This is a genomic window from Ruegeria sp. O11, from assembly GCF_056535285.1.
Genome location: NZ_JBQERS010000001.1, coordinates 811,563 through 833,190, shown reverse-complemented (window position 1 = coordinate 833,190; position 21,628 = coordinate 811,563). Strand labels below are relative to the sequence as shown.

The following is a 21,628-nucleotide window of genomic DNA, read 5'->3' as shown; positions in this document are numbered from 1 at the left end:
AAGAGGCAGCATGATGAAGGCTCCGAACCACGTTACAGTCGGCGGTGCTCCTGAAGGGTTTGACGCACAGCTGGTGCTGAATGAGATCGTCCGCTCGGGTGGTCCGGTCTGTCATGTCGCGCGCGATGACAAACGGATGGAGGCGATGCGGGCGGCGCTGGCCTTTTTTGCCCCTCACATGCCGGTGTTCGTTTTCCCGGGCTGGGATTGCCTGCCTTATGATCGTGTGTCGCCCAATGCGGATATCTCGGCTGCGCGCGTGGCGACATTGGCTGCACTAGTACATCAGATGCCAGAGCAGTTTGTGCTGTTGACCACGCTTAATGCAGCAACACAGCGGGTTCCGGCCCGCGCGATTCTACGCGAGGCCGCGTTTACCGCCCGCGTAGATCAGCGCATAGATGAAGAAGCGCTGAGGAACTTTCTGGTGCGCATGGGCTTCACCCAAAGTCCGACTGTTATGGAGCCCGGAGATTATGCGATCCGCGGGGGTATCATTGATATCTTTCCACCGGGCGAAAGTGGCCCGGTTCGGCTGGACCTGTTTGGAGATGTTCTGGATGGCGCGCGCCGGTTCGATCCTGTCTCGCAGCGCACGACAGAAAAGCTTGATGTGGTCGAGCTTGCCCCAGTGTCCGAAGTTATTCTGGACGATGCCGCCATCACCCGATTTCGCCAGAACTACCGCATCGAATTCGGCGCAGCGGGCACGGATGACCCGCTGTATGAGGCCGTCAGCGCTGGCCGTAAACATCAGGGTATCGAACACTGGTTGCCGTTCTTTCATGAAAAGCTTGAGACGCTGTTCGATTACCTGCCGGGCGCAACAATCTCACTTGATGATCAGGTCACACCAGCGCGGTTGGCGCGGTGGGATTCGATTGCTGATCAGTATGAGACGCGAAAGCTGGCACTGGAAAACCGCTCGCGCATGGATACTGTGTATAAACCTACGCCCCCCGGGCTGCTTTATCTGGACGATGCTGCATGGGAAAAGGCGGTTGGCGACCGGCGAGTGTTGCAGTTCAGCCCGCTGCCGCAGGCCAGCGGACCGGGTGTGATTGATGCAGGTGGTCGGATTGGGCGAAACTTTGCCCCGGAACGCCAACAGGAAAGCATCAGCCTATTTGGTGCTCTCGCCAGCCACATCACCGATAAGATGGACAAAGGTCCGGTCCTCATTGCCTCTTATTCAGAAGGCGCGCGTGAGCGTCTAACCGGTTTGATCGAGGACGAAGGTCTCGCCGAGGCGATCCCAGTGGCCGATGGCACACGAGTTGGGAAGCGCGGGTTGCATCTGGCCGTTTGGGCATTGGAGCATGGGTTTGAAACGCCTGATTTGACGGTGATCGCTGAGCAGGACGTGCTGGGTGACCGTTTGATCCGCCAACCCAAGAAACGCCGCAAGGCCGAGAACTTTCTGACCGAGACCCAATCCCTCAGCCCCGGCGATCTGGTGGTGCATGTAGACCACGGCATTGGTCGCTACATGGGGATGGAGGTCGTCACCGCCGCCGGTGCTGCGCATGAATGCCTGCTGCTGGAGTATGCGGAACAGTCAAAGCTCTATCTGCCGGTCGAAAACATCGAACTGCTTTCGAAATACGGCCATGATGAAGGGCTGCTGGACCGTCTCGGCGGCGGCGCGTGGCAGGCCAAAAAGGCCAAACTGAAAGAGCGCATCCGCGAGATGGCGGACAAACTGATCCGCATCGCGGCCGAGCGTGCGTTGCGGAAAGCTCCGGTTATGGACCCGCCACCCCACGCGTGGGAGGAATTCAGCGCGCGTTTCCCGTATCAGGAGACCGACGATCAGTTGCGTGCCATATCCGAGGTGATGGAAGACATGCACTCCGGCGCGCCGATGGATCGCCTGATTTGCGGCGATGTTGGTTTCGGCAAGACCGAAGTCGCCATGCGCGCAGCCTTTGTCGCAGCCATGTCAGGCGTGCAGGTCGCCATAGTCGCGCCGACCACGTTGCTCGCACGCCAACACGCAGCGTCCTTTAAGGAACGCTTCCGGGGCTTCCCGCTGGAGGTTCGGCAATTATCGCGCTTTGTGTCGGCAAAGGAGGCGCAACAAACCCGCGACGGGCTGGCACGGGGCACTGTGGATATCGTGATCGGAACACATGCGCTGTTGGCCAAAGGGATACGGTTCAACAATCTGGGTCTGCTGATCATCGATGAGGAACAGCATTTCGGCGTGGGTCACAAAGAACGGTTGAAACAACTACGCTCGGACGTACACGTCCTGACCCTGACCGCAACGCCGATCCCGCGGACGCTGCAGCTGTCTCTGACCGGGGTACGCGATCTGTCGATCATTGGCACCCCACCCATCGATCGCCTTGCCATCCGCACCTATGTCAGCGAGTTCGATGCCGTCACCATTCGCGAGGCGCTTCTGCGTGAACATTATCGAGGTGGGCAGAGCTTCTATGTGGTCCCGCGTATTTCGGACCTGCCCGAGATCGAGGAATTCCTCAAAGAACAACTGCCGGAGCTGACCTATGTGGTCGCCCATGGGCAGATGGCAGCGGGTGAGTTGGATGACAGGATGAACGCCTTCTACGACGGCAGGTACGACGTGTTGCTGGCGACCACTATTGTCGAAAGCGGGTTGGATATTCCGACCGCCAACACGATGGTGGTGCATCGGGCGGACATGTTCGGGCTGGCACAACTCTATCAGATCCGGGGTCGGGTGGGGCGTTCGAAAACCCGCGCTTATGCCTATCTGACCACCAAACCGCGCGCACGCCTGACGGTAACGGCCGAGAAACGCCTGCGGGTTTTGGGCTCATTGGATACGCTGGGGGCTGGATTTACGCTGGCGTCACAGGATTTGGATATTCGTGGGGCCGGTAATCTGCTGGGTGAAGAGCAGTCCGGCCAGATGCGCGACGTAGGCTATGAACTCTATCAGTCGATGCTGGAAGAGGCGATTGCCAAGATTAAAGCCGGCGAGATGGAAGGACTGTCGGATGCCGACGACCAATGGGCCCCGCAGATCAACCTAGGTGTCCCGGTTCTGATCCCCGAGGATTACGTGCCCGATCTGGATGTGCGTCTTGGTCTCTATCGCCGCCTGTCGTCATTGTCGACGAAGGTCGAGCTGGAAGGCTTCGCTGCTGAATTGATCGACCGTTTCGGCACTTTGCCGAAAGAGGTGAATACACTGATGTTGGTCGTACGTATCAAGGCGATGTGTAAACGGGCAGGGATTGCCAAGCTGGACGGCGGACCTAAAGGCGCGACGATCCAGTTCCATAATGACAAGTTCGCTTCTCCTCAGGGGTTGGTCGAGTTCATCCAGAACCAGCGTGGATTGGCCAAGGTCAAGGACAACAAGATCGTTGTCCGGCGCGATTGGAAAAAGGACAGCGACAAGATCAAGGGCGCGTTTGCGATCGCGCGCGATCTGGCTGAAAAGGTGATGGCTGAGAAGAAAAAGGCAAAAGCCTAGTCCCCGGTCACAAAGGTGCAAAGCTGCCAATCGCCCGCTTCGGATTTCACCAAAGCAGCGCGATACCCAACCATAGATGTCAGAAAGTCGCCATGCATGTAGCCTGTGGTTCCATCCGTCAGTCGAATTTTTTGATAGGTTTCATCGGTTTGATAGTCAGGAACAATGACCACCTCGTGGCTGATCAAACCAACTATCGGGCCACCGCGAGAGGGGGATTGGCGCAGCGTTACCTGTTCAGCGGCGACGAAATATGCTGTGAACGGATCCACGGAAGCGGGCAGGGCGATTTGCCAATGTGTTGGCATCCAGAACTCACCCTGTTCGTCAAAGTAACCTGGCTGCGACAGCGTTTCGTATAAATCTGTCCAATAGGCATCGCGCAGTTCGTCAGCTTCGTCTCTGAACTCTTCGCTCAGCTGATCGGGCGGCACAGTTAGGTTTATTCGGAATTCGTCCGGTCCGCCATTGCTGCCATGGCTTAGATAAATATCGGGACATGTGGCAGCCACGACGGCCTCGGTATCGCGCGCTTCGATTTTTGCAAGCAGATCGGACCTGAACTTTAGCAGGGTGGGGTCTTGTTCTGCTTGATCCACTGGAGGAAATGTCTGCCGTTGCGCAAATGCGGGACCACACATTACCAAAGCCAGAGCCAATGACAGTGCATTCATTCGGCGGCTCGCATCGCGGCTTGCGCACAAAAACAGGATGCATCAACAGCCCTGTCCGCACGCGCGAGCGCAAGATCAAGACGTTGTTGAATCTGTTTGATTTCTATGGCCTCTCCACGCTCTTTCAGGCAATCGCGTAGCCCTCTAAGGCTCCAGACATTGTCGGGGTGGATCGAGGCACGGCCGAGCGCTCCTCCTAGACCCAGATCCTCTCGAAAGACGGCCTCGGCCTCGGCAACGTGGCCCTGTTCAAATAACAAAGCCCCAAGCGCGTGGCGTGTGGGCTGCATCCAGCCCCATGGTTCGTCATAAGGCAATGTGTCGTCCAACTCGACCGACCGACGCAGATGGGCATATGCAATATCGTAGTTGCCCTTACGATATTCGATTTCTCCGCGCAGCATTTCCGCAGCAATTTCAAGAAGGTCGATGACACGGTTATTGTGCAGCCTGCGTGTTTCGGGCACGCAGGTTTTAGCGGCAAGGAACAGTTGCTCTTCAGCTTCGGCCTGCGCGACCTCATCCGTGGCCGCATGGGCGATGGCGCGGGCATAGTGTGTTGTTGCCGTGAGCGTACGATAGAGGTCCGGATCGTCGGGAAGATCCAACGCCTTAGCCTCTTCCCAGCGGCCAAAGCGGATCAGGATATGCGGACCCATGGACATATAACTTTCGAAATAATCCGCCATGGGCGGGCTTTCGATCCGCAGCATTTCCTCGGGTGTGGTGTCCCACAGGCCTTGATTGGCGCGCAGGGCGGGCTCCATCTGACCCAGAAATAATGCACCGTAGATTGCAAAATGGTAATTGTGTTGACGATAGCCGGTGTAGATATTGAACGCGCCTTCGCGCTCATAATACTTCAAATCAGCGACCGAGGCCTGTTCATTCCAATAGACGACGTTGTGATAATGGCCGCACTGCACGTCGATATGCGTTGGCATATGTACCAGATGCCCCGCATCCGGAACCAGCGTGCGCAGAATATCCCCCGCTTGCAGAGCCTTTTCCGGGGTCGGCGACATCTCCATCAGATGGACATAGAGATGCAACAGGCCGGGATGAGACATCGCATCAGGATCATCAGCCATCGCTTTTTCCAATGCCTCTTGCGCCTCAAGCGTGGCCGCGCCCTCGGCAGGTTGTCCGGTTTTCAGGTTCCACATCTGCCAGGGCGTAAGGTTCATCAATGCCTCGACATAGATAGTGCGCAGATCCAGATTGCCGGGCTGCTCAGAAAATGCTGCGCGCATCGCGTCGGCATAGTCGTAATCCCAGGTGTGCATATCCTCAATCGGATCACGCTGTGGGTAACGGGCTGGCAGCGCACGGATCAGGGCCTGTTCAACCGGTGTGCACATCTCCAGAAGGGCCATAGCTTTTTGTGTAGCGTCATAGGCAATCGCCAGTGATTTGGTCTGTCCCTGATCGTCACGCAGATCCCATGGCAGGTTGTAGTTCGGCCCCGCCGCATAGGCGACGCCCCAATGGGCCATGGCGCAGTCGGGGTCAGCGTCTGCGGCCTTCTGAAAACAGGCGACCGCCTCGTCATGGTTATAGCCATATGTCCAGACTAGTCCGCGATCGAACCACAGCTGCGCCTCAGCCGACGCAGTGGTGACGGCACAGGAATAGGTGCCAAGATCATAATAGTCGCGCATAAGACCCCTCCCAAACAATTGGCAGGAGCTTAACGCGTTTCAGAAGGTCTGCACAGATCAGGCAGGCAGTCGATTTTCGATCCGACCCATATGCAGCATCAGGCCGAAGCCCAGAATGCACATGATCAACACCCCTGTCGTCAAAGGCGTAATCGATCCATCAAATAGTAAGCCGACAGGCGCGGCGATTGCCGCAGCCAGAACCGTTGCGATAGACCCAATGACCGAGGCGGCCATTCCCGCGATATGGCCCATCGGTTCCATCGCGATGGCGTTCAGATTGCCCATGGTAACGCCCGCCATGAAGAATACGGTAGTTTGCCACGTCACGAACAGCGCGAATGAGGCGTCCGGGGACAATGGCATCGCGTTCAGGACAATTACGCATGCGGTGATAATGATCTGCGCACCAAGGGCCCAGGTCACGATCCGGCGCATGCCGAGGCGAACAACGAGCGCGGCATTCAACAGACTGGCCGAGCCCGAGATCAGCGCCACAAAGCCGAACCAGAACGGAAAGCTTTCGGCTCGGTCATGTATGACGTCAAAAACCGGTTGCACCATTGTCAGCATGGTAAACAGCAATCCCATACACAACGTCTGCACAAGGATTGAAAGTCGCACGGTGGGATGGGTCATCATCTCCTTCACAGCTGCGATCATTAATGGCAGTCGAAAGGGGCGGCGATTTTCAGGAGCCAGGGACTCGGGCAACCGCGTTGCCATCCAAACTACGATGATTGAAGCAAAAAGCATGAAGGATACGAAGATTCCGCGCCATCCAACCAAAGCGATAACACCTGCACCAAGCAACGGTGCTGCGGCCGGAACCAACGTGAAGATCATCATGGCAATCGAGATGATGCGGGCCATCTCGCGTCCCGCATAGAGGTCCCGAATGATCGCCATCGCCACAACACGAGGGCCAGCTGCGCCGAGGCCTTGAACAACCCGCGCAGCCAATACCAGCTCGAGCGAAGAACTGGCCCAGGCAACTGCCGACGCCAGGATATAGAGGGCAACGCCTCCATAGATAACCGGTTTGCGTCCAACGGCATCCGAAATCGGGCCCGTGAAAAACGTCCCGATACCCATCCCCAGCACAAAAGATGTCAAAATCAGTTGCGCTTTGTTCATGTCATTGGGGCTAAGCTCTTTACCGATTTCGGGCAGAGCGGGCAGCATTGAGTCGATCGAAAAGGCAATCGTGGCGAACATCATCGCGACCAGCGCAATGAATTCGCCCCGGGACATGCGATTGGTCATGGGGAGCTCCTTCCCAGCAGCGCTATCACGGTGCCGAGGAACGGACTAGATCAGAAATGCACAGGGGTCTGTGCTATTCTGCAGAGGAAGCCTCAATCTGAGACATGATCTCAGATATAACTTTTCCCCATAATTCAGGGGGTTGTGCGCCAGGAACGGCGTGTTGGTTCGCCACAATGAAAGTGGGAACCGAATTCACGCCCATCTCGCGAGAATGGCTGTCGCGGGTTCTTATGTCTTCGCGATCGGATTCCGATTGCAGCAATTTCATCACGACTGCCGCGTCCATGCCAACGCTGTCTGCGATATCGGCCAGAACTTCTCGATCTCCGATGTCGCGTGCTTCGACGAAATATGCGTTGAACAGGGCATCGACCACGGCGTTCTGCTTGCCCTCTATACCGGCCCAATGGATCAGTCGGTGTGCGTCCAGCGTATTTGGTGTACGTTTCATGCCCTCGAAATCGATCTTCAGACCAGCGTTCTCGGCGTGCTCGACCACCGGTGCATAGGCGCGAACAGCGCCGTCTTTGCCGCCAAACTTGCGCTCCAGATACTCACGCCGGTCCATCCCTGCATCGGGCATATCCGGGTTCAATTGAAAAGGATGCCATTCGATCACGAACGGATGGTTCGGGATTTCGGCCAGCGCCTTGTCCAGATGGGTCTTGCCGATATAGCACCAGGGGCAGATCGGGTCGGACATGATATCGAGCTTAACGGTCTGTGTCATTCGGACGTTGCCTTGAAATAGGCCGGCAGGGCGCGGCGCAGGAGTTTGCCGTTGCCCCCAGTGGGCAGTTCGGACAGATGGACAAAGGCCCGCGGTTGTTTGTAGCGCGCCAGCTTGTCAGACACATAGGCGCGCAACGTCTCCGCGTCTAGTTCCTCGGGGCCGGTGTAGAATGCAACAATGATCGAGCTGTCTTGTTTAACCTCAACCGACGCGGCGCCAACCTGCGTGATACCTGGGTGGTTCGACAAGGCAGCCTCGACTTCGACCGGGGAAACCCGGTACCCGCCTGCGTTCATCATGTCATCGTCGCGGCCCATATAAGTGATCTGCCCGTCTGCGGCCATCGCACCCTGATCACCTGTCAGGAACCAGTTCCCAGCGATACGTGCGTCGGCCTCTTCGGGTGCGTTCAGGTAAGTCAACATAAGGCCCGGATCGTCACGGTGAATTGCAATCGTGCCTTCTTGTCCCTGCGGGACCGGGCCGTCGGGACCAACAATGGCCACCCGGCGCCCGGGTTGCGGCTGACCCAACGCCTCACCGCGCGCCGGGTGGCTGGGGCAGGACGAGATGAAAGTCGAACATTCCGACATACCATATGCTTCGTATAGTTCTGTTCCGGTGGACCGCACCCACTTGTCATGCAGGTGACGTGAGAGCTTTTCTCCGGCGCACAGGCCATGGCGCAGATCAGGTAAGTCTAGTCGCTGATTGCCCTGCATGATCTTCCGAAAGACCCCGGGGGCAGCTGCAAAAATCGTGGCGCGTTGTTGGGTCAGCAGGGTGGGCAGATCACGGATGTTCGTTCCCGGCTCTGGAATCAGTGCCGTTGCGCCGATGGTCCACGGGTCCATCAACCCGGTACCCAGAGTATAGGTCCAGTTGAATGCTCCGGCGTGGCACAATCGATCCGAAGATTGCAGACCGTACCAGCCATCGACCATCATTTGCCGCGCCCAGATGGCGCGATGCGCGTGGGCGACAGCGCGCGGCTTGCCTGAAGTGCCCGAAGTATAGACAACATAGGCCAATCGCTCGGGGTCACCCATTGCAAACTCCTCTGGCGGCAGCGTTCGCATTCCGACAAGCTCATCCAGCCGTATTTGGTTGGAGTGATCGGCGCAGGCGACCTGCGGATCGCGCAAAACGGCGGCAGGATTTAGATCGTCGATGATCTTGACGGTTTCCGCGTCTGTCAGTTGCGATGAGGTTGGAACTGGAACCAGCCCAACGGCGATTGCTCCAAGATATGCGATTGGGAAATCGACTGTATTTCCAAGTCGCATCAAAATGATGTTGCCGGGCTTGAGGCCGCTCTGAAGTAAGCCTGTTCCTGTTCCCAGGATCGCTGCATTCAGCTCTCTGTAGGTCCAGTCGACTGCGCTGTTCTGCCCAAGCACAGATAGAGCGGTTTTTTCCGAATAGCTTTGGGCATGACGCAGGACATGCGCGGCAAGATTGAATGGGCGCGGGCAGGGCGGCGGTGGTCCCTGATCAAAGATCGACAACATGGGAACTGGCTACAGCTGCGCACGGCGCGTTGCAAGCAGAGCATGCTGCCCCTATAGAAAGACGCATGAGCAAGAATGATCATAAGTCCATCGTCAGAATTGCCCGCGACAATGGTATTAATACCGAGCTTGAGCCCGTCGATCTGGGCGCGCGTGTGCGTGAGCTGCGCAAAGCCCGAAACTGGACGCTGGAACAGGCGGCCAACCAGGCCGGGTTGGCAAGGTCGACACTTAGCAAGATCGAAAACGGTCAGATGTCGCCGACTTATGATGCGTTGAAGAAGCTGGCGATAGGGCTGGAAATTTCGGTGCCTCAGCTGTTCACTCCGCCCCAGCGTGATCAGGTCATAGGCCGAATGGCGGTGACCAAAATGGGCGCGGGGGCTGCGCACGCGACCACAACCTATGAGCATGAACTGCTGGCAGAAACGCTTACCAAAAAGCAGATGCTACCCTATCGTGCCCGAGTGCGCGCACGATCTATGGAAGAGTTTGATGGATGGGTACGTCACGATGGTGAGGAGTTCTTGTATGTCCTGACCGGCGTGGTGCGCCTGTTCACCGAATTTTATGAACCAGTCGAGATGCGCCGGGGCGATAGCGCCTATTATGACGGTAGCATGGGGCACAATGTAATTTCGGTTAGTGACGAGGATGCCACGATCCTTTGGGTGACGTCACTTACTTAAGGTTTGCGCAACTTCGCGGTTCAACGCTTCGGTATACAGGAAATCCTCAAGCTCTTCCCGGGCTTCATTAACAGTCAGATGGTGACGTTCGGCCAGATATGCTTCGAACTGCTTGCGATCTTCACCAACGCGCGCCATGTCCCTGTCCCGCAGGTTTGGAAATCTGCGTTTTGCACGCGCATACGACGCGCCCCAGTCTTGCGTCAGATCAGCCCAGTTCAACATCTACGAGCCTTCCCTTTATTCGGTTCCAGGATTGCTCTCCCCGGTATTAGCGTACGGAGTGTGGGGGGATAATGCGGACATGACAAAATGTCGCAGGTTGCCGTGACGGAAACCAAAGGCAAAAACCCGCTGCGGCTAAACCGCAACGGGCCGACGGACCTGCTGTTTTAGTGAGTGGCGGCCGGTCCGTTGTTCTTCTGACTTAAACAGCCAGTACAGTATCACGTACCCGAAAAATGCTGCAATTATATGCACTAAGATATTCATCGGGATATGTACAACGTATAGTCCGTGCCACGAGTCCGTAAAGCCCCTTGCGATGATTTTGACCGGATAAGCAATACTTGTGCAACTTGTGTACCAGTAGGCGCGAATGGTTCCGCGACCCACAAGCTCTGGTATTGGTCACAGTTTGTGACGGGTTCAGCCGAAAATCGCTTATAGCTGGCAATCTGCCCCGTTGCCGCGCCATTGCCGGATCAACCAATTTTAGGCCCGGATATGCGCTGAACTGAAAGCCGCGCGGTCTTATCAGTCCTCGAACCACCAGACCTGCGGCATGTATTCGGGCCCATCTCCATAAATCGGAAGCGAGGCAGGTTGCTTCAACTCCTTCACGTGGGCGATGCGGCCGACATCGAAGCTCCAGATCGGAATGACGTAACGGCCAGCGGTTAGTACGCGGTCCAACGCGCGGGTAGCGGCCACAAAATCCTCGTGGCTTTCCGAGGCCAGCATTGCATCGATCAATCCGTCAACGGCAGGAGAAGTCAGCCCCATGACATTCCTAGTCCCCGGAGTGTCGGCGTTTCCGCTGCCCCAATACAGGCGTTGTTCGTTGCCGGGCGACAGCGAAAGGGCGCGGCGGAAGGGCGTCATGTCGAAGTCTTGCGCGTCGATACGCGAGGTGTACTGCGCGTCGTCAACTTTTTCGACGGTCAGTTGAATGCCCAGGCGCTCCAACGCGCGTGCATAGATTTCCGCGATCACACCGACATCCTGCACCACATTCAGGCTGCCCTGGCTGATGACAAGGTCGATTTCAAACGGTTTGCCATCGGCATTGCGAAGCTGACCGTCCTGAATTGTCCAGCCTGCCTCTTCCAGCAGTTTTAGCGCCTTGCGGATATTGCTCCGGTTGCGTTCGGTTCCATCACCCGCGGGCAATTCATACCCCTCAATGGTACCCGGCGCCAGGTCGGCGGCGTAAGGTTGCAGAAGGTCTGCTACGCGACCGGTGGCCGCACCGGGTTGCATGCCCAACTCAGAGCCTGAGAAATAGGACGTAATTCTGGGTTGCGCGCCGCCTGTGACGGTGTCGTTGATGAATTCAAAGTTGAACGCCAGGGTCAGCGCTTCGCGAACGCGCCAGTCGTCAAAGGGGGCCTTACGTGTGTTCATGACAAAACCGGTCATGCCCGAAGGTTTTTGATGCGGAATTTCGGTCTTTACGACATCACCGCGTTGGGCCGCCGGGAAGTTATACTGAGTGTTCCATTTGTCCGCGTTAAACTCGCGCACGGCTGAAAGTTCGCCTGCCTTGAATGCTTCGAAGGTGACGGTGCCGTCACCATAGAATTCGATCCGCATGTCATCCAGATTCATCGTGCCCTTGCGGTAGGGGATATCGGCACCCCAGTAGTCAGGATTGCGGCGTAGGTTTACATAGCGGCCAGCTTCGTAATCATCGATTACGTAGGGTCCTGATCCGATGGGTATATCTTGCAACTGAGCGTCTGCGAACGATTTCCCCTCCCATTGTGCCTTTTGCAGGATAGGGCGCATGCCGGCTATCAGGGCCAGCTCGCGATCGGGTTCATTAAAGCTGATCCGGACACTGCGTGGGCCGGTCTGTTCAATGCTATCGATCTTGCCCCACAGCCCGCGATACCGCAGGTGGCCTTCGGTACCCAGCGTCTCGTACGACCAGATAACATCTTCGACAGTGACTGGTGCGCCATCCGAGAATCGTGCGTTTTCACGCAAAGTGAATTCGACCCAAGTGCGGTCTGAATCTGTCTCAACTGATTCGGCTAACAACCCGTAAAGAGTGAAAGGTTCGTCCCAGGACCGCCCCATCAGGCTTTCATGGGTCCAAAATCGCAGCTGCCAGGGTGACGTGCCTTTTTGCACAAACGGGTTCAAACTGTTATAGCCGCCGGTATTTCCAAATACGACTTTTCCGCCCTTGGGCGCATCGGGATTTGCGTAGGGTAGCGACACAAAATCCGGTGGTAGTGCCGGGTCGCCATACATAGCTATGCCATGGGCTGATTCTGCCGAAGCGAATGAAGCCGCAAAAATGCAGGCGATTCCCGCAATTGCTGGTCGGAGGGGGTGGAGATAATCGGGGCTCATTTTGGAAACAATCCTGCTCTGGCCTTATTTTGTTTGGGATTCACCGTAGCCATGATTTTTCTTATTATCAAACTTTTAGCTTGGACGGATGCAAAGAATTGCTTATAAAGGATGCACTGCTCGATAGGTTTCTTGCCTGTATGAAACCTGCCTCAATAACTTAACGCCCGCTTCGTGCGGGCGTTTTTTTTGGCAAAATCTGCCGGGATGCACCTGCTGTATCATTGCCCGTTCCCTTTGCAGGTGCAGCATGGCACTGTGTGGCTGAATTGAAATCAGTACGGAGAGCAGGCATGAGCTTGGCGGGAAAAACAGCCATCATAACAGGGTCGAATTCAGGGATTGGACTGGGCGTTGCGCGTGAGCTGGCCAAGGCGGGTGCGGATGTGGTTCTGAACTCGTTTACTGACCGGGATGTAGATCATGCGCTGGCTGCCGAGATTGGGAAAGAGACCGGGACCAACGCGCGCTACATCAAGGCGGACATGTCGAAAGGCGATGAATGCCGCGCACTTATCGAACAGGCAGGTGCCTGCGACATATTGGTGAATAATGCGGGCATCCAACATGTTTCACCGATCGATCAATTTCCGACTGATAAATGGGATGCAATCATTGCGATCAACATGAACTCAGCCTTTCACACAACGGCTGCAGCCTTGCCGATGATGCGTGCGGCAGGTTGGGGCCGTATCGTGAATATCGCTTCGGCACATGGGTTGACGGCCTCTCCTTTTAAGGCAGCTTATGTAGCGGCAAAACATGGTGTGGTTGGGATGACCAAAACCGTTGCGCTTGAGACGGCTCAAGAACCGATCACGTGCAACGCTATCTGCCCGGGTTATGTGCTGACCCCACTGGTTGAGGCGCAAATCCCCAATACGATGAAGGAATATAACCTGAGCCGCGAGGATGTTGTGAAGAACGTCCTGCTGGAACGGCAACCTTCAAAAGAGTTCGCGACGGTTGAACAACTTGGTGGCACGACCATCTTCTTGTGTTCGGATGCGGCCGCGCAGATCACCGGGACGACGATCTCGGTCGATGGGGGGTGGACCGCGCTTTGAGGATACATGGATGCGCTGCCCCCCCCGGATATTTTTGGCCAGATGAAGAGGCGGAAGTATGAAGCGGATCAATCTGGCTTTGCAGGGCGGTGGTGCCCATGGTGCGTTTACCTGGGGTGTGCTGGACCGTCTACTGGATGAGGAGGATGTTGAGGTTGCGGCGATCACTGGAACCTCGGCTGGCGCCCTTAACGGAGCCGCGTTCAAATCCGGAATGGTGCATGCGGGGCGCGAAGGCGCTCGGGCCTGTCTCGACGATTTATGGACGCGCATGGGCGCTGTTGGTGATATGCGGATCGTTCATTGGATGCGCGGATTAGAGCCCGCGCATATATCGCAGGCGCTTGAGTATTCACTGCCGTATTCGATGGCCGAAACATGGTCGCGGCTGGTGTCTCCCTATGCCTACGGGCCGTTCTATCGCAATCCGCTTGAGCCGGTTGTGGATCGGTTCAATTTTGATGAGATTTGTGCAGATGAAGGGCCGGAGCTTTTTGTCTGTGCGACTTGTGTTCGCAGCGGTAAAATTCGGGTCTTTGCTGAAGATGAGATATCGACCGACGCAATTTTGGCGTCGGCCTGTCTGCCCAACCTATTTCAGGCAATAGAGATCTATGATCCAAAATCTGGTCGTACCGAAGCGTATTGGGATGGGGGATATACTGGCAACCCGGCGTTGTACCCCTTGTTTGGTGGTGAACTTCCCGACGATGTGGTGATTGTAAATATCAACCCTTTAGAAAGGGACGAGGTGCCGAAGACGCCGCAGCAGATTCAGAACCGGATTAATGAGATCAGCTTTAATTCATCGCTATTCCGCGAATTGCGCGCGATTAATTTTGTGCAGCGACTGCTGGCCGAGGGAAAATTGAAAGCAGGCGAGATGAGCCGGGTGCTGGTTCATATGATCGCGGATGATGCTCTGATGAATGATCTGTCAGCTGCGACAAAAACCGTTCCAAATCCGGTTGTTCTGAACAGGTTGAAGCAGGCCGGGCGCGTTGCGGCAGATCAATTCTTGCGCGCCCACAAGGATGATCTGGGCGAACGCAGTACTGTCGACCTGCCTGCCATGTTTGGCTGACTACTCCGGCGGCTGGGTCGGGTCTTTTTCGTTTGGGTATACCAGCCCCGCTGAAATCACCAATTTGGCTGCGTCCTCGATCGACATATCCAGCAGGATCACGTCCTCGGCTGGGAAAAACAGCAGGAAACCGGATGTGGGGTTTGGGGTCGTCGGGACAAAGACGCTGAGCAATTCACCACCCGTTTCGGCGCGCTGGCTGACTTCGCCCCGCGCTGTGGTCGAAACAAATCCAATTGCCCAAATTCCGCGGCGCGGATACTGGATCAGACAGGCTTTTTCGAAAGAGCGTTCTGTCTGCGCAAAGACTGTTTCCGAAATTTGCTTGATGCCGGAATAGACGGACCGGACGACGGGCATCCGATCAACAAGGCTTTCGGCGAAGTGGATCAGTGAACGGCCCAAAATGCCTTTGGCAATCCAGCCGACGATGACCGTGAAGATCAGGAAGATGATGACGCCGACGCCGCGCAGGTTGATCCCAACATACTCGGCTGGCTGGAATTGCTGAGGGATCAATGGCAGCACGGCGCTGTCGATCCAGCCCACGACCGACCAGATCAGCCAGATCGTCAGCCAAACCGGCGCAATGACAACAATGCCCGTCAAAAATGACGCGCGCAGCCCGGACAGAAGGCCCGAGCGGCGATGTGGTTCTTCGTCAAACGGCGTGTTCATTGCGGTCCTGAGTGGTTTGCGGAATTAGTTAAGCAGTCCGAGGTCTTGGTACAATAGGCTTATGTCACTCAGCCGTCTTTACCGTCGCTATTGCTATGCCCGCCGCCAGCCGTGCATTGTTGCGTACCAGAGCGATATTGGCGGTCAACGAGCGACCATTGGTCTGTTCGTAGATGCGTTGCAGCAGGTAAGGCGTAACGCCTTTGCCGGTGATCCTGTGCGTTTCGGCATCCGCCTGTGCGGAAGCAATGATCGGGGCAAGTTCCTCGGCAGCGATCTGATCGGCCTGCGGGATCGGATTGGCTACGAGTTGCCCACCGGGTAATCCCAGCGCCCGCCGCGCGGCATGGGCTTTGGCGATGTCCTCTGCGCTGTCCATCCGCAAGGGGGCGGCCAGCGGAGACTTGGCTGACCAGAACGCCGGAAATTCGTCCTGTCCGTGTGCGATGACCGGCACACCGAGCGTTTCCAGAACCTCAAGGGTTTTGGCCAGGTCGAGAATAGCTTTGGCTCCGGCCGCAACAACCGTCACAGGTGTTTGCGCAAGCTCATGCAGGTCTGCAGAGATATCAAAAGAGGTTTCAGCCCCCTGATGAACGCCGCCGATGCCGCCTGTGGCAAATACTTCGATACCTGCATAATGCGCTGCGATCATGGTAGCTGCGACGGTGGTGGCCCCTGTACCGCCAGTTGCAAGACAAGCAGCCATGTCAGCGCGCGACAGCTTGGCAACGCCTTGCGCCTGACCAAGGGCCTGAAGCTGATCGGACTCAAGCCCAATGTTAAGCACGCCATCGATCACGGCGATAGTTGCGGGGACTGCGCCCGCATCGCGAATGTCCTGTTCGACCTGTGCGGCAACCTCGATGTTCTGGGGGTAGGGCATCCCGTGGGTGATGATAGTGCTTTCCAGCGCAACAATGGGTTGGCCTGCGTCTTTTGCGGCGCGAACCTCGGCGGAATATTGGATGTCGATCACAGTGGAGTTTCTCCGGAAACATATGTTGCGGCGGCATGTAGGGCACGCTTGAGCGCGGCGTCGTTGTCAGCGCCACTTGCTTCGGCAGCGATATGGGCTGCCATGAAAGTATCACCTGCGCCGGTCACGCGGGTGACCAGAACGGAAGGTGGTTTTTGGGTCAGAACACTATTAGCGCTACCGACAGTGGCCGAGTTGCCGCCATCGGTCACCAGAACACGCAGTGCGCCACGGTCAAGCAAGCCCTGAGCAGCACTTTCGGAATTAGTGAATTCGCGTTGGCATAAAAGCCCAGCTTCTTCGAGGTTTACATAGAGTGTTGCGCGCGCGTGTTTCAGAAAAGGTAACAAACGCTCGGCCTTGCCGGGGGACGCGGGGGCCACGCGAAGATCGGCGCGGGCAAAGGCGGGGCTTTGCGCGATCTCTTCCAGCAGGTTCAGGGTTAGGTTGCCGTCCAGCGCGATGGGGCCTTCAAAAGGTGTATTTTCATAGCCCAAAGGTCCATGCATCAAGGGACGTAAGATTTTTGCTCCCGCCGCCTCAAGTGAATGGGCGTCTGCAATGGCTGCGATTAATCCATTGGCACCTTCGACGGCCATATAGCGGTCGGTCGGCAAGTCTTGCGAACGGTAGATGTGGTCGGTCACCATGCCCAGCCGTGCGCAGGAGTGGACCAGTTCATCGCCTTCGGGATCGCGGCCGATTGCAGTGAGCAGCGTAGGGGTCATCCCAAAGCGCACCAACGTCATGGCGATGTTCATGGCGACACCGCCGGGCAAGCGGGTAATCCGCCCCGGTACGTCCGATCCCTGCCGCATGACGCTGGCAGATCGCCCGATTACGTCCCACAGGACCGATCCGATACACAGGATTTCGCTGTTCTGAGTCATGCTTCGTGTCATGCCGCAGCCCCGACGCGGGTGCAAGGGTTAACGCTCACAGTCGTCAGCGCATTGCGGCGATCAGAGTGTTCAATGCATCCAGCGGGTTGTCATGTGACCAGATCTCATCGCCGATGCCAAAGAAATCTGTGCAGGGGGTCAGGTCTCGGATCAGGTCTTCGGTTAGCCGGCCTTCGGCCACCACCGGAACCTCGATCATCTCCGACCACCATTGGAACAGGTCTTGCTCAGCGCGGGTTCCATCGCCCAGCGCGACGTTGCCCACCGGGCCAAAGGCAACATAGTCTGCCCCACCTTCTCCAGCGGTCATACCATCATGGCTGGAGGCTCCGCAAAAGCTGCCGACGATGGCATCTGGCCCCAGTTCCTTACGCGCAGCCCTGACCGAGCGTGCCGCATCGTCCAGATGCACCCCGTCCAGACCCAGCCGTTGCGCCAGCAGTACATGGTTCGAAATCACCAGCGCCACGTCATGCGCATGAGCAACCTCACGGCAGGCATCAGCGGCGCGAGCGATGGTATCTTCGTCACTTCCTGCCAGAGCCAGGCGGATACAGGCGATCTCGGCTCCGTCCAGAACGCGGGACAACTGGTCGGGGAAAGTGCTCAGTGTGATCGCTGGCGGGGTGATCAGATAAATCTGCGGCTGCTCGGGGGTGTCCATTGGCGCGTCCTTCGCTTTCAGTCTTTCGCGCGGTTTAGCGGATTGCGGGCGGGAAGCAAACTTTTATGCCGTCTCGTGCTGGATTAGACGCGCCGGGTGCCTTGCCCTGCGGGGGAGAGGCGATTAGAGCAGGCAGACCTTTTCGGAGACAGCCATGCCCAGCGATATATCCCAGCCTTCTTTCGTGCTTGTGCGCCCGCAGATGGGCGAAAATATCGGTGCTGCTGCACGGGCGATGTGGAATTTCGGACTGGATCGGATGCGGATTGTCGCGCCGCGCGATGGATGGCCGAACCCCAAGGCGGTGGCGATGTCCAGCGGCGCAGGGCGATTGCTGGATGAGGCACAATTGTTCGACGATCTGGCCGGAGCATTGGGGGACCGCACATATGTCTTTGCGACTACTGCACGGCAACGGGGCCTGACCAAGCCAGTGTTCAGCCCCGAACGGGCAATGCAAATCGCCGCGGAAAAGGTGGCCGCTGGCGAAAAGGTGGCTGTGCTGTTCGGTCCAGAACGCGCCGGGCTTGAAAATGAAGATATCGCCAAGGCAAACGCGATTATCTCGGTGCCAGTGAATCCCGAATACGCGTCGCTGAACCTTGGGCAATGCGTTCTGCTGACGGCTTACGAGTGGATGCGCCAAACCGGGGATGTGGTGCATGAAGCAACTGATTTGGGCAAAGGCGACTGGGCTACGGGGATCGAGGTCGAAAAGCTGGTCGAGCATTACGAGGATCGGCTGGAAGAGGCGGGATTTTTCTACCCGCCCGAAAAGGCCGAAGGGATGAAGACCAACCTGCGCAATCTGTGGTCTAGGATGCGGATGACGCGGGCGGATGTGCAAATGCTGCACGGGGTGATGCGTCAGATGGTCCGCTGGAAGGATCGGGGCTGAGGCTGGACCTCGCCCCCAAGTCAACCTAGCTTGCGACGAAATCCAAGGCACAAGAGGACAGCATGAGCGGTAAGCGCAGCATCTTCGAAGACGTCTCAGACTCTGAAAAACAACAAGCGGTTCAGCCGGGTGTGATCGATCGCGGGCGCGGTGGTGCACGCCAGGCCATTCGCGTCTGGCTTATGATCCTGTTTGCGCTTGTGGTCATCATGATCGCGGTCGGTGGACTGACCCGACTGACAGATAGCGGCCTGTCGATTACCGAATGGCGTCCGATCACCGGGGCCATCCCACCGACTTCCGAGGCTGACTGGCAGGCCGAATTCGATAAATACAAGCAAATCGATCAATGGCGCATCCAGAACCAGTGGATGGAGCTGGATGATTTCAAATCAATTTACTGGTGGGAATGGGGCCACCGCCAACTGGGCCGCGTGATCGGACTGGTCTGGGCTGTCGGCTTTTTCGGTTTTCTTGTCGCCCGCAAGATACCGGCTGGTTGGACCGGTCGATTGCTGATCCCCGGAGCGCTCGGTGGCGTTCAAGGGGCTGTTGGATGGTGGATGGTTGCGTCGGGTGTGACGCAAGGCGAGGGGATGACCGCAGTTGCAAGCTATCGACTAGCGGTGCATCTGGGGCTTGCGTTCGTCATCCTCGGGTTTCTGGCTTGGTACATCTTCATGTTGGCGCGCGAGGAGCGCGATCTGTTGCAAGCACGCCGCGCAAAGGAAACCCGGTTGTTCTCGCTTTCCACAGGTCTGATGCATTTCGCCTTTTTGCAAATACTCATTGGGGCGCTGGTCGCGGGCATCGACGCAGGTCGTTCCTATACGGATTGGCCTTTGATCGGAGGGCAGCTTCTGCCACCGGATGCCACGATGCTTGAACCGATGTGGCGGAACTTCTTCGAAAGCCCGGGTCTTGTGCAATTCATCCACCGCTGCGCTGGTTATCTGCTGTTCGCCTTTGGAGTCGTTGTTTGGCGGCGCGGCGCGGCAAGTGCGCATCCGCAGACGCGGTTCGCTTTCAACGCCGCATTCGCTGCGCTTTCGCTACAGGTGGTGGTCGGTATTATGACAGTGATCTACGCGGCACCCTGGCAAATCGCGATATTCCACCAATTCATGGCTGTCGTGGTTTGGACGCTGATCCTGCGTGCACGTTTTCTCACGGCCTATCCTATTGCAACTTCTTTGCGCGGAGCATGACCCAGATGACAGCTTTCAACGACCTGATGGCCTATCAGCGCCAAACTTCGGCCCTTGGCCAGATCGCCGGACGTCTGGGATGGGATCAGGAAACGGTAATGCCGCGCGGCGCAGCTCCACAACGGGCCGAAGAGATGGCCGCGATCGAAGCCGTGCTTCACGCGCGCCGCTCAGACCCGCGTGTGGCGGAATGGCTGGAGAGCGCATATGCAAGCAGCGAAGCGGACAAGGCTCAGCTGCGGGAAATTCGACGCGAATATGATCGCGCGGTGAAGGTTCCATCGGACCTGGCTACTGCAATTGCACGCGTGACGCCCGAGGCACAGGGAAAATGGGCGCAGGCCCGCGCCAACGAGGAGGTTGCTGCTTTTCTGCCCGTCCTGGAAGAGGTTGTTGCACTTAAGCGCGAGGAAGGTGCAGCGCTTGCTCAAGGCGGTGATATCTACGACGCAATGGTCGAAGATTACGAGCCCTACACGACGGGTGCGCAGATTGCCGAGATATTTGGCCAGATGCGCCCACGTCTGGTCGCTTTGCGCGCAGCTGTCCTAGATCGGCCCGAGCCTGCGGCTCTGACCGGTAGATTTGACGAGTTGATCCAAATGCGCCTGTCGCAAAAGCTGGCCGTCGCCTTTGGCTATGACCTAAATAATGGTCGCGTAGACAAAGCTGTACATCCGTTCAGTTCTGGCAGCGGGCTGGATGTACGCATCACCACCAGAACCAGCGAAACGGACCCGTTCAATTGCTTCTATTCCACGATCCACGAAGTGGGACATGCAGCTTATGAACAGGGGATCGACCCGGATTATTTGCTGACACCTTTAGGGCGCGGTGTATCCATGGGAGTGCATGAAAGCCAAAGCCGGATTTATGAAAACCAACTGGGTCGGTCCCGCGCCTTCACCGGCTGGCTTTTCGATCAAATGAAAGACGCCTTTGGCGATTTTGGCATCGCCGACGCCGATGCCTTCTATGGCACCGTTAACCGAGTACACAGTGGATACATCCGAACCGAAGCGGACGAAGTGCAGTACAACCTGCATATCATGCTACGCTTCGATCTTGAGCGTGCGTTGATGGCAGGTGATCTGCAAGTCGGCGACCTTGAAGCCGCGTGGAATGATCGTTTCGCCGCAGATTTTGGATATGCGGTCGACAAGCCTTCGAATGGGTGCCTGCAGGATGTGCACTGGTCGGTTGGGCTGTTTGGCTACTTCCCGACCTATTCGTTGGGGAATGTCTACGCAGGATGTCTGAATCAGGCTTTGCGCAAGGCCGTACCGAATTTGGATATGCAATTGGCTGCGGGCGATACCTCGGGCGCCACCGGGTGGCTGCGCGAGAACGTCCAGCAATTTGGCGGCCTTTATGCGCCACGCGAAATCATCCAGAGGGCAAGTGGTGTCGAGCCCGGGCCGGAGGCGTTGTTGACCTATCTTGAGAGCAAGTTTGGGGCATTGTATGGGCTTTGAGCGATGGCCGATTATTAACTTCCTGAAGGTGTACGCAAGTTTTTGAATTCAGGATCTTGCTCAAAAGCAACGCCTGCCTCGAGC

General features: G+C 57.0%; 18 protein-coding genes. 7 read left to right on the top strand and 11 right to left on the bottom strand.

Annotation, left to right across the window (positions count from 1 at the left end):
• Nucleotides 1–13 precede the first annotated feature (13 nt).
• The gene (gene mfd, locus ACRZ91_RS04125; protein WP_480903380.1) at nucleotides 14–3,469 is read left to right on the top strand and encodes a transcription-repair coupling factor; all 3,456 of its coding nucleotides are present in this window, start codon (nucleotides 14–16) and stop codon (nucleotides 3,467–3,469) included.
• Here mfd and ACRZ91_RS04120 read toward each other — a convergent pair.
• From ACRZ91_RS04120 to ACRZ91_RS04100, 5 genes are all read right to left on the bottom strand, one after another.
• Complete coding sequence (locus tag ACRZ91_RS04120; RefSeq protein WP_480902814.1) at nucleotides 3,466–4,143, bottom strand: SH3 domain-containing protein; 678 nt, start codon at nucleotides 4,141–4,143, stop codon at nucleotides 3,466–3,468. The genes mfd and ACRZ91_RS04120 overlap by 4 nt on opposite strands.
• On the bottom strand, nucleotides 4,140–5,804 hold the full coding sequence (locus ACRZ91_RS04115) for a hypothetical protein (protein ID WP_480902811.1): 1,665 nt from the start codon (nucleotides 5,802–5,804) through the stop codon (nucleotides 4,140–4,142). The genes ACRZ91_RS04120 and ACRZ91_RS04115 overlap by 4 nt, the downstream gene beginning before the upstream one ends.
• A 57-nt stretch (nucleotides 5,805–5,861) precedes the next feature.
• The gene (locus ACRZ91_RS04110) at nucleotides 5,862–7,070 is read right to left on the bottom strand and encodes a multidrug effflux MFS transporter (RefSeq protein WP_170781717.1); all 1,209 of its coding nucleotides are present in this window, start codon (nucleotides 7,068–7,070) and stop codon (nucleotides 5,862–5,864) included.
• 73 nt (nucleotides 7,071–7,143) lie between these two features.
• Entirely contained in the window at nucleotides 7,144–7,803 is a 660-nt protein-coding gene (locus ACRZ91_RS04105) for a DsbA family oxidoreductase (protein WP_170774017.1), read from the bottom strand.
• The gene (locus ACRZ91_RS04100; RefSeq protein WP_480902808.1) at nucleotides 7,800–9,317 is read right to left on the bottom strand and encodes a class I adenylate-forming enzyme family protein; all 1,518 of its coding nucleotides are present in this window, start codon (nucleotides 9,315–9,317) and stop codon (nucleotides 7,800–7,802) included. The genes ACRZ91_RS04105 and ACRZ91_RS04100 overlap by 4 nt, the downstream gene beginning before the upstream one ends.
• 65 nt (nucleotides 9,318–9,382) lie before the next feature.
• Here ACRZ91_RS04100 and ACRZ91_RS04095 point away from each other — a divergent pair, with 65 nt between their 5' ends.
• The gene (locus tag ACRZ91_RS04095) at nucleotides 9,383–10,006 is read left to right on the top strand and encodes a helix-turn-helix domain-containing protein (RefSeq protein ID WP_010440326.1); all 624 of its coding nucleotides are present in this window, start codon (nucleotides 9,383–9,385) and stop codon (nucleotides 10,004–10,006) included.
• Here the strand turns inward: ACRZ91_RS04095 and ACRZ91_RS04090 are convergent.
• Together ACRZ91_RS04090 and ACRZ91_RS04085 are read right to left on the bottom strand one after the other, a co-directional pair.
• Nucleotides 9,995–10,231 carry a hypothetical protein gene (locus tag ACRZ91_RS04090; protein ID WP_010440325.1) on the bottom strand — a complete coding sequence of 79 codons (237 nt, stop codon included), beginning with the start codon at nucleotides 10,229–10,231 and terminating at the stop codon, nucleotides 9,995–9,997. The genes ACRZ91_RS04095 and ACRZ91_RS04090 overlap by 12 nt on opposite strands.
• A 531-nt stretch (nucleotides 10,232–10,762) precedes the next feature.
• A complete protein-coding gene (locus tag ACRZ91_RS04085; RefSeq protein WP_480902804.1) occupies nucleotides 10,763–12,589 on the bottom strand; it encodes an extracellular solute-binding protein in 1,827 nt (608 codons plus the stop codon).
• 293 nt (nucleotides 12,590–12,882) lie between these two features.
• On the opposite strand from ACRZ91_RS04085, the gene ACRZ91_RS04080 reads away from it, so the two are divergent.
• Both ACRZ91_RS04080 and ACRZ91_RS04075 read left to right on the top strand, forming a co-directional pair.
• On the top strand, nucleotides 12,883–13,656 hold the full coding sequence (locus ACRZ91_RS04080; RefSeq protein WP_480902801.1) for a 3-hydroxybutyrate dehydrogenase: 774 nt from the start codon (nucleotides 12,883–12,885) through the stop codon (nucleotides 13,654–13,656).
• A 58-nt stretch (nucleotides 13,657–13,714) separates the two neighbouring features.
• A complete protein-coding gene (locus ACRZ91_RS04075) occupies nucleotides 13,715–14,740 on the top strand; it encodes a patatin-like phospholipase family protein (RefSeq protein ID WP_480902798.1) in 1,026 nt (341 codons plus the stop codon).
• On the opposite strand, the gene ACRZ91_RS04070 is transcribed toward ACRZ91_RS04075, so the two are convergent.
• The 4 genes from ACRZ91_RS04070 to ACRZ91_RS04055 all read right to left on the bottom strand — a co-directional run bounded on the left by ACRZ91_RS04070 (nucleotide 14,741) and on the right by ACRZ91_RS04055 (nucleotide 17,963).
• Entirely contained in the window at nucleotides 14,741–15,418 is a 678-nt protein-coding gene (locus ACRZ91_RS04070; RefSeq protein WP_010440321.1) for a DUF502 domain-containing protein, read from the bottom strand. It lies immediately after the preceding gene.
• Between the two features lie 64 nt (nucleotides 15,419–15,482).
• The gene (locus ACRZ91_RS04065) at nucleotides 15,483–16,397 is read right to left on the bottom strand and encodes a pseudouridine-5'-phosphate glycosidase (RefSeq protein WP_480902795.1); all 915 of its coding nucleotides are present in this window, start codon (nucleotides 16,395–16,397) and stop codon (nucleotides 15,483–15,485) included.
• Entirely contained in the window at nucleotides 16,394–17,287 is an 894-nt protein-coding gene (locus tag ACRZ91_RS04060; RefSeq protein WP_480651527.1) for a PfkB family carbohydrate kinase, read from the bottom strand. Before ACRZ91_RS04060 ends, ACRZ91_RS04065 begins: the two co-directional genes overlap by 4 nt.
• Before the next feature lie 55 nt (nucleotides 17,288–17,342).
• Nucleotides 17,343–17,963, bottom strand: a complete 621-nt coding sequence (locus ACRZ91_RS04055) for a thiamine phosphate synthase (RefSeq protein WP_480902792.1) — start codon at nucleotides 17,961–17,963, stop codon at nucleotides 17,343–17,345.
• 154 nt (nucleotides 17,964–18,117) lie between these two features.
• On the opposite strand from ACRZ91_RS04055, the gene ACRZ91_RS04050 reads away from it, so the two are divergent.
• From ACRZ91_RS04050 to ACRZ91_RS04040, 3 genes are all read left to right on the top strand, one after another.
• Nucleotides 18,118–18,861: an RNA methyltransferase gene (locus ACRZ91_RS04050; protein ID WP_480902790.1), complete on the top strand. Its 744-nt coding sequence runs from the start codon at nucleotides 18,118–18,120 to the stop codon at nucleotides 18,859–18,861.
• A 62-nt stretch (nucleotides 18,862–18,923) separates the two neighbouring features.
• A complete protein-coding gene (gene ctaA / locus ACRZ91_RS04045; protein ID WP_480902788.1) occupies nucleotides 18,924–20,069 on the top strand; it encodes a heme A synthase in 1,146 nt (381 codons plus the stop codon).
• A 5-nt stretch (nucleotides 20,070–20,074) separates the two neighbouring features.
• The gene (locus ACRZ91_RS04040; RefSeq protein WP_480902786.1) at nucleotides 20,075–21,544 is read left to right on the top strand and encodes a carboxypeptidase M32; all 1,470 of its coding nucleotides are present in this window, start codon (nucleotides 20,075–20,077) and stop codon (nucleotides 21,542–21,544) included.
• Nucleotides 21,545–21,628: the final 84 nt, after the last annotated feature.

Bases quoted from the DNA above. Each gene is read 5' to 3' on its own strand.
- mfd (WP_480903380.1), top strand. From the start codon at position 14: ATGAAGGCTCCGAACCACGTTACAGTCGGCGGTGCTCCTGAAGGGTTT.
- ACRZ91_RS04120 (WP_480902814.1), bottom strand. From the start codon at position 4,143: ATGAATGCACTGTCATTGGCTCTGGCTTTGGTAATGTGTGGTCCCGCA.
- ACRZ91_RS04115 (WP_480902811.1), bottom strand. From the start codon at position 5,804: ATGCGCGACTATTATGATCTTGGCACCTATTCCTGTGCCGTCACCACT.
- ACRZ91_RS04110 (WP_170781717.1), bottom strand. From the start codon at position 7,070: ATGACCAATCGCATGTCCCGGGGCGAATTCATTGCGCTGGTCGCGATG.
- ACRZ91_RS04105 (WP_170774017.1), bottom strand. From the start codon at position 7,803: ATGACACAGACCGTTAAGCTCGATATCATGTCCGACCCGATCTGCCCC.
- ACRZ91_RS04100 (WP_480902808.1), bottom strand. From the start codon at position 9,317: ATGTTGTCGATCTTTGATCAGGGACCACCGCCGCCCTGCCCGCGCCCA.
- ACRZ91_RS04095 (WP_010440326.1), top strand. From the start codon at position 9,383: ATGAGCAAGAATGATCATAAGTCCATCGTCAGAATTGCCCGCGACAAT.
- ACRZ91_RS04090 (WP_010440325.1), bottom strand. From the start codon at position 10,231: ATGTTGAACTGGGCTGATCTGACGCAAGACTGGGGCGCGTCGTATGCG.
- ACRZ91_RS04085 (WP_480902804.1), bottom strand. From the start codon at position 12,589: ATGAGCCCCGATTATCTCCACCCCCTCCGACCAGCAATTGCGGGAATC.
- ACRZ91_RS04080 (WP_480902801.1), top strand. From the start codon at position 12,883: ATGAGCTTGGCGGGAAAAACAGCCATCATAACAGGGTCGAATTCAGGG.
- ACRZ91_RS04075 (WP_480902798.1), top strand. From the start codon at position 13,715: ATGAAGCGGATCAATCTGGCTTTGCAGGGCGGTGGTGCCCATGGTGCG.
- ACRZ91_RS04070 (WP_010440321.1), bottom strand. From the start codon at position 15,418: ATGAACACGCCGTTTGACGAAGAACCACATCGCCGCTCGGGCCTTCTG.
- ACRZ91_RS04060 (WP_480651527.1), bottom strand. From the start codon at position 17,287: ATGACTCAGAACAGCGAAATCCTGTGTATCGGATCGGTCCTGTGGGAC.
- ACRZ91_RS04055 (WP_480902792.1), bottom strand. From the start codon at position 17,963: ATGGACACCCCCGAGCAGCCGCAGATTTATCTGATCACCCCGCCAGCG.
- ACRZ91_RS04050 (WP_480902790.1), top strand. From the start codon at position 18,118: ATGCCCAGCGATATATCCCAGCCTTCTTTCGTGCTTGTGCGCCCGCAG.
- ctaA (WP_480902788.1), top strand. From the start codon at position 18,924: ATGAGCGGTAAGCGCAGCATCTTCGAAGACGTCTCAGACTCTGAAAAA.
- ACRZ91_RS04040 (WP_480902786.1), top strand. From the start codon at position 20,075: ATGACAGCTTTCAACGACCTGATGGCCTATCAGCGCCAAACTTCGGCC.